6 protein-coding genes are annotated in these 5,324 nt (G+C 69.7%); 4 read left to right on the top strand and 2 right to left on the bottom strand.

The features are described 5' to 3' along the window. A partial coding sequence (locus tag ACEZHJ_RS02940; protein ID WP_375036226.1) for a 3-hydroxyacyl-CoA dehydrogenase NAD-binding domain-containing protein occupies nucleotides 1–330 on the bottom strand: 330 nt, incomplete at its 3' end. Between the two features lie 199 nt (nucleotides 331–529). Between ACEZHJ_RS02940 and speE the strand changes: the two genes are divergently transcribed. From speE to ACEZHJ_RS02920, 4 genes are all read left to right on the top strand, one after another. Further along, a complete protein-coding gene (gene speE, locus ACEZHJ_RS02935; protein ID WP_375036225.1) occupies nucleotides 530–1,402 on the top strand; it encodes a spermidine synthase in 873 nt (290 codons plus the stop codon). Nucleotides 1,403–1,580: 178 nt separating this feature from the next. Further along, nucleotides 1,581–1,838, top strand: coding sequence for a hypothetical protein (locus ACEZHJ_RS02930; RefSeq protein ID WP_156831294.1), 258 nt, complete (start codon nucleotides 1,581–1,583; stop codon nucleotides 1,836–1,838). A 535-nt stretch (nucleotides 1,839–2,373) separates the two neighbouring features. Beyond that, complete coding sequence (locus tag ACEZHJ_RS02925) at nucleotides 2,374–4,149, top strand: PAS domain S-box protein (protein ID WP_018719665.1); 1,776 nt, start codon at nucleotides 2,374–2,376, stop codon at nucleotides 4,147–4,149. Next, on the top strand, nucleotides 4,139–4,792 hold the full coding sequence (locus ACEZHJ_RS02920; RefSeq protein WP_018719666.1) for a response regulator transcription factor: 654 nt from the start codon (nucleotides 4,139–4,141) through the stop codon (nucleotides 4,790–4,792). Before ACEZHJ_RS02925 ends, ACEZHJ_RS02920 begins: the two co-directional genes overlap by 11 nt. Before the next feature lie 9 nt (nucleotides 4,793–4,801). On the opposite strand, the gene ACEZHJ_RS02915 is transcribed toward ACEZHJ_RS02920, so the two are convergent. Continuing rightward, on the bottom strand, nucleotides 4,802–5,324 hold a 523-nt coding region (locus ACEZHJ_RS02915; RefSeq protein WP_375036224.1), incomplete at its 5' end, for a 3-hydroxyacyl-CoA dehydrogenase family protein.

Here is a 5,324-nt window from a genome sequence, read left to right as displayed (position 1 = left end):
TGCCACGGTGTCGAGCTCGCGGAAGATGCCCTCCTTGAGCTCCGGGGACTCCGGCGCCGCCTCGACAATCACCGTTGCATCGGCCAGGTCCGCCATGCGGGTGGTGACGCTGAGTCGCGCGAGCGCGGCCTCGGCGGCGTCGGCCTCCAGCCGGCCCTTGTCGACGAGGCGCCGCAGGCCACCGTCGATGGCCTCCCGGGCCTTGTCCAGAACGGCCTCGGAGACGTCGCACAGGACGACCTCCCGGCCCGCGGTGAGGGCGGTCTGGGCGATCCCCCGTCCCATGGTGCCGCCCCCCACGACGGCGATGCGCTGCGGCGTGTCAGTCATCCGACTGGTCTCCTCTCTCTGTGCTGTAATGCCCCGTTCGTTACCCTGCCCGCACACGGCGTAAGGCGGGTTGGCCGACGGGAAGAAACGGCCATGATATCAGCGCCCCCGGCACACGGCGCGACTGCACGATTGCCGCCCTGTGCCGGACACCGCTATCAGGAGTAAACTCCCGCCCACGATCCACGCGGAGCACGGCATGAGTCTCGACGAGCACTGGTTTTCCGAAGCGTTCGAGGACGAGGGCGTGGCGTTTTCGCTGCGCATTACGGGTACGCTCCTCGACGAGCACAGCCCCTACCAGCACATCCAGGTCTTCGAGACGAGCCACTGGGGCAACGTCCTCACCCTGGACGGCTGCGTGATGCTGACGACGCGGGACAACTTCCTCTATCACGAGATGATGGCCCATCCGGCGCTGTTCACCCACACCGACCCCCGACGGGTGCTGATCATCGGCGGCGGCGACTGCGGCACGTTGCGCGAGGTCCTGCGCCACCCCGGCGTGGAGCGCGCGGTGCTGGTGGACATCGACGAGGGCGTGACCCGGGCGTCCGAGCGCTTCTTCCCGGAGCTCACCGAGGCCAACGGCGACCCCCGCGCGGAGCTGAATTTCACCGACGGCGTCGCCTACGTCCGCGAGGCGCCGGCCGGCGCCTTCGACGTGGTCATCATCGACAGCACGGACCCGGTGGGCTTCGCCGAGGGCCTGTTCGGCGCCCCCTTCCTGCGCGAGGTGCACCGCGTCCTCGACGACGGCGGGCTGGTGATGCAGCAGAGCGAGTCGCCGCTGTTCCATGCCGACACCCTCATCCGCGATCTCCACGGGGCGCTCACCGAGGCCGACTTCGACCAGCGCGTGACCCTGCCCTTCCCGGTGCCGAGCTACCCCGGCGGCTGGTGGAGCGCCACCCTCGCCGGGCGCGGCACGCCGGTGGACCGCTTCCGCGAGGCCGACGTGGCCGCACGGCCGTTCAGTACCCGGTACTACGACGCCGGCACCCACCACGGCGCCCTGGCACCGCCGCCGTTCTGCGCCGGCGTGTTCCACCCCCCGGCCTCCGCCGGGTAGCGCATTCCGCTCCGCTCGGCCGGAGGGGACGCCCCGGCCAACCTGGCCAGGCACGGCACCGCCGTCGCCGGTGCCGCATCGAAAGGCATCCACGCAGGCATCCGGCAACGTCCCGGATACGCCGGGTCGGTTGCGTACAAACAGATGAAAATCATTCCTGCCCGCGGCCCTGGACACCATGGCCGCAGCGGGGGCGCGTCACCTGCACGTCCAGCCCGTCGGACTGCCATTCTCCGATAGCATCGCCGCCTGGCTACCCGGGGCGCTGGCACACTGGCGACAGACACGGGCCCCGTCGAACGTCACGGTCACCCTCGGCGAGGACCAGTGTGCTGAGGAGGCGACGCTGGCGACAGTGCGGCGCCAGGCCGTAGATTCCGCACACACGGCCAAGTCCGTAAAGACGGTTCCACCGTCGCTCGGCAAGCCCGGGTGAGATCACGTGCCCGCCTTCGAGCATCACCTGCTGGTATGCACCGGACCGCGCTGCCATTTTCGCGACGCGCCCTCGCTGCGCGCGGAGTTCACCGACGCGTTGCGGGCGGCCGAGCTGTGGCAACGGTGTATCGTCTCCGAGACGAGCTGCCTAATCCCCTGCAACCGCGGCCCCATCGTCGCCCAGTATCCCCGTGGGCGGTGGTTCCAACTCCCCGACCGTGCCGCCGTGCGGCGCTTCGTCGACGCCGTGCTCCTGCGGGGCGAAGAAATGCCGGATCTCGTGGTACGAGACATCGGGGCGACAGCGCGGGTACCCCGCAAGTGCGGCCGAGACAGACGCTGATGCGGCACGGCCAGGAAATTGGAGAAGTGCGAGGTGGCGCGGATGGTATCATTGACGATCGAACGCCAACGCGACCGCAGCATGACCTTCTCGCGCAATGACAGGTACACGCGTTTCTGCGCCGCCCCCGACCGGCCATAGACCGCCTGGCGCGAGGACAGCGGCCCAATCCGTACTCAACGATGCGCCAGTGCCGGTGGTGGAACTGGATGCCAACGGCACACCGTGCTTCGTCAATCGGACCGCGCAACGGCTGATTGCGCGCACAGGCCTGGACGCCAGCGGGCTATTGCCCCCCACGCGCACCTCACTTCACCGCGAGGCCCTCGCCACCGGCGGCTGCGTGCGCGACGCCGCCCACCCCGTGGAAGGCCTGACCCTGACCTGGTCCTGCCAACCCCTGGAGCGCGACGGCCACACCTTGTGGTACGGCGACGAAGTGGCGCCGGGCGACGGCGCCCCCGGCGACGACGACCACATCCGCTACCGGCTGTTGGTGGATCACTCCACCGATGTTATCTCTCGCCACGGAAGAGACGGGCGCTTCCTGTTCGCATCGCCGGCCATCCGCAAGCTCCTCGGCTATACGCCGGAGGAGGTGATCGGCATCTCCGCCTACGACCTGTTCCACCCGGACGACCGTCGCGCCGTGTTCGACAAGGATCCACGGATATTCCATGACCACGGTTTCTATCTGCACCTCTACCGCATCCGCCACAAGGCCGGACATTATGTCTGGTTCGAGACCACCAGCGTCACCCACCGCGACGGCGGCACCGGCGAGCTCATCGACATCCTCTGCGTCTCCCGGGACGTCTCCCGGCGTGTAGCCACCGAGCGGGAGCGGGAACGGCTCGCCCGAGCGGTGGAGTCCACCACGGACTATGTGCTCTTCGTGGAGCTCGGCGAGCGCCTCGGCTCGGCCAACCGCGCGGCGCGCGGACGCTTCGGCACGGCTGCCACGGACGCGGGCGCACCGCTGGAAGGGCTCTACCGACCGGGCTCGCTGCGGCGCCTGCGCGAGGAGGTGCGCCCGGCGCTCGGCGCCCAGGGCAGCTGGCAAGGCGAGCTGGAGATGCAGGGCCCCGGCGGGGAGGCAGTGCCGGTGCTCACCGTGGCCCTGACCGACGACGACCCGGACGGCCCCGCCGGAAGGATGACACTGCTCAACCGGGACATCCGCGAGCGCAAGAACGCGGAGGCGCAGGCACAGAAACACCAACAGGAGATCGCCCACGCCAATCGCCTAGCGGCGACCGGGGAGTTGGCCTCGCAGGTCGCCCACGAACTCAATCAGCCGCTGGCGACGACGTCTAACTATGCCAGCGGCATGCTAAATGTCATCCGCGCCGCACCCGACCGCCCGTGCGGCGAACTGGCGGCACCGCTACAGAAGCTTCAGAGCCAGGTCCAGCGCATGAACGAGATCCTCAAGCGCATCCGCGCCTCCGTGCGCCGGGGCCACGTGCGGCGGACGTCCATGGACCTCGCCGCCGTCCTGGACCGGGCCCGGGCGCACTGCGAATGGCGTGCCGAGGCCGCGGGCGTCACCCTGCGACTGGACACGGCGGCGGACCTCCCCGCCGCCGACGCTGACCCGGTTCAGGTGGAGCAGGTGATCGTGAACCTGATCATGAACGCGGTGGAAGCCTGCGCGGAGATGGTCCCGGAGCGACGCCTGGTGGAAATAGCCGCCTGGGGCGAGGACACGACGAGCGTGGCGTTCGCCGTACGCGACCACGGCCCCGGCATTAGCCCCGGGCTGGACGGACGCATCTTCGAGACCTTCTTCACTACCAAGCGCGAAGGCCTGGGAATGGGCCTGTCGATCAGCGCCTCGATCATGGAGGCTCTCGGCGGCGAGCTACGCCTGGCCCCAGCCCCGGCGGACGGTGGCTGCCGCTTCGTGGGTACACTCTGCCGCCGCGATCGCCGTTGCAACGGAGACGCCACGAATGACGGATGAGCGCGCCCTCACCGTGGCCGTGGTCGACGACGACCCGGACTTCCGCGATTCCCTGCGTTGGCTGCTGAGCTCCGTGCACCTGCCGGTCACCGTCTACCCGGACGGGGAATCCCTGCTCGCCGAGCTCGGCCCGGAGATCGGCTGCATCCTGCTCGACGTGCGCATGCCCGGAATGAGCGGCATCCAGGTCCAGGAACGGCTCAACGCGCTCGGTGTCGACGCGGCGGTGCTCATCGTCACAGGCCACGGCGACGTGCCCATGGCCGTGCACGCCCTAAAGCACGGGGCGTTCGACTTCATCGAGAAACCGTTCAACGACCAGCAGCTCATCGACAGCGTCCAGCAGGCGCTGGAACACACCCGCCGGCGGCGCGCCCGGCACGACTACGCAGCCGCACTGCGGGCGCGTTTCGACGCCCTGCGGCCGAAGGAGCGCGACATCCTGCGCCTGGCCGCGCTCGGGTGCACCAACCGGCAGATCGGCGAGGCGCTGGGCGTCAGCGCCAAGACCGCCGAGATCTACCGATTGCGTGCCATGAAAGCGATGCAGGCCCGCGACCTGGCGCATTGGGTGAGGATGGCCGAGCGGCTGGAGATCCTCCCGCCGCTGGACAGCCCGGCCGGGGACGACGCCTCCGGCTGAGCGCGGCGGTCAGCCGCCCTCGGCGGGATACTCGCAGAAGCCCCGGCCGGTTTTGCGGCCGAGATGCCCCTCATCCATCAACCGGCGCAGCAGCGGGCAGGGCCGGTACTTGGCCTCGTCCAGGCCCTGCTGGAGGACCTCCATGATGGCCACCACCACATCGACGCCGATCATGTCCGCCAGCGCCAGCGGACCGATGGGGTGATTGGCCCCCAGGCGCATGGCCTCGTCCACCGCCTCCGCGGTGGCCACGCCCTCCTCGACCACGAACGCGGCTTCGTTGATCATCGGGATGAGGATGCGGTTGACGGCAAAGCCGGGGCTGTCGCCGATTCGCACCGGGGTCTTGCCCAGGTCCCGGGCCAGCGCCTCCACCGTCTCGACGACGTGGTCCGCGGTCTGCCGGGCGCGGATCACCTCCACCAGCGGCATCACCGGCACCGGGTTGAAGAAGTGCATCCCCACGACCCGCTCCGGGCGGCCGGTCACCTCCGCCAGCCGCGTGAGCGACAGCGAGGAGGTATTGGAGGCC

It is taken from the genome of Arhodomonas sp. KWT2, assembly GCF_041949875.1.
Classification (GTDB): domain Bacteria; phylum Pseudomonadota; class Gammaproteobacteria; order Nitrococcales; family Nitrococcaceae; genus Arhodomonas; species Arhodomonas aquaeolei.
Note: the sequence above shows the minus strand (reverse complement) of the source record. Positions and strands in the feature narration are given on the sequence as shown.

Coding starts and splice junctions, on each gene's coding strand:
- speE (WP_375036225.1), top strand. CDS start 530: ATGAGTCTCGACGAGCACTGGTTTTCCGAAGCGTTCGAGGACGAGGGC.
- ACEZHJ_RS02930 (WP_156831294.1), top strand. CDS start 1,581: ATGGCCGCAGCGGGGGCGCGTCACCTGCACGTCCAGCCCGTCGGACTG.
- ACEZHJ_RS02920 (WP_018719666.1), top strand. CDS start 4,139: ATGACGGATGAGCGCGCCCTCACCGTGGCCGTGGTCGACGACGACCCG.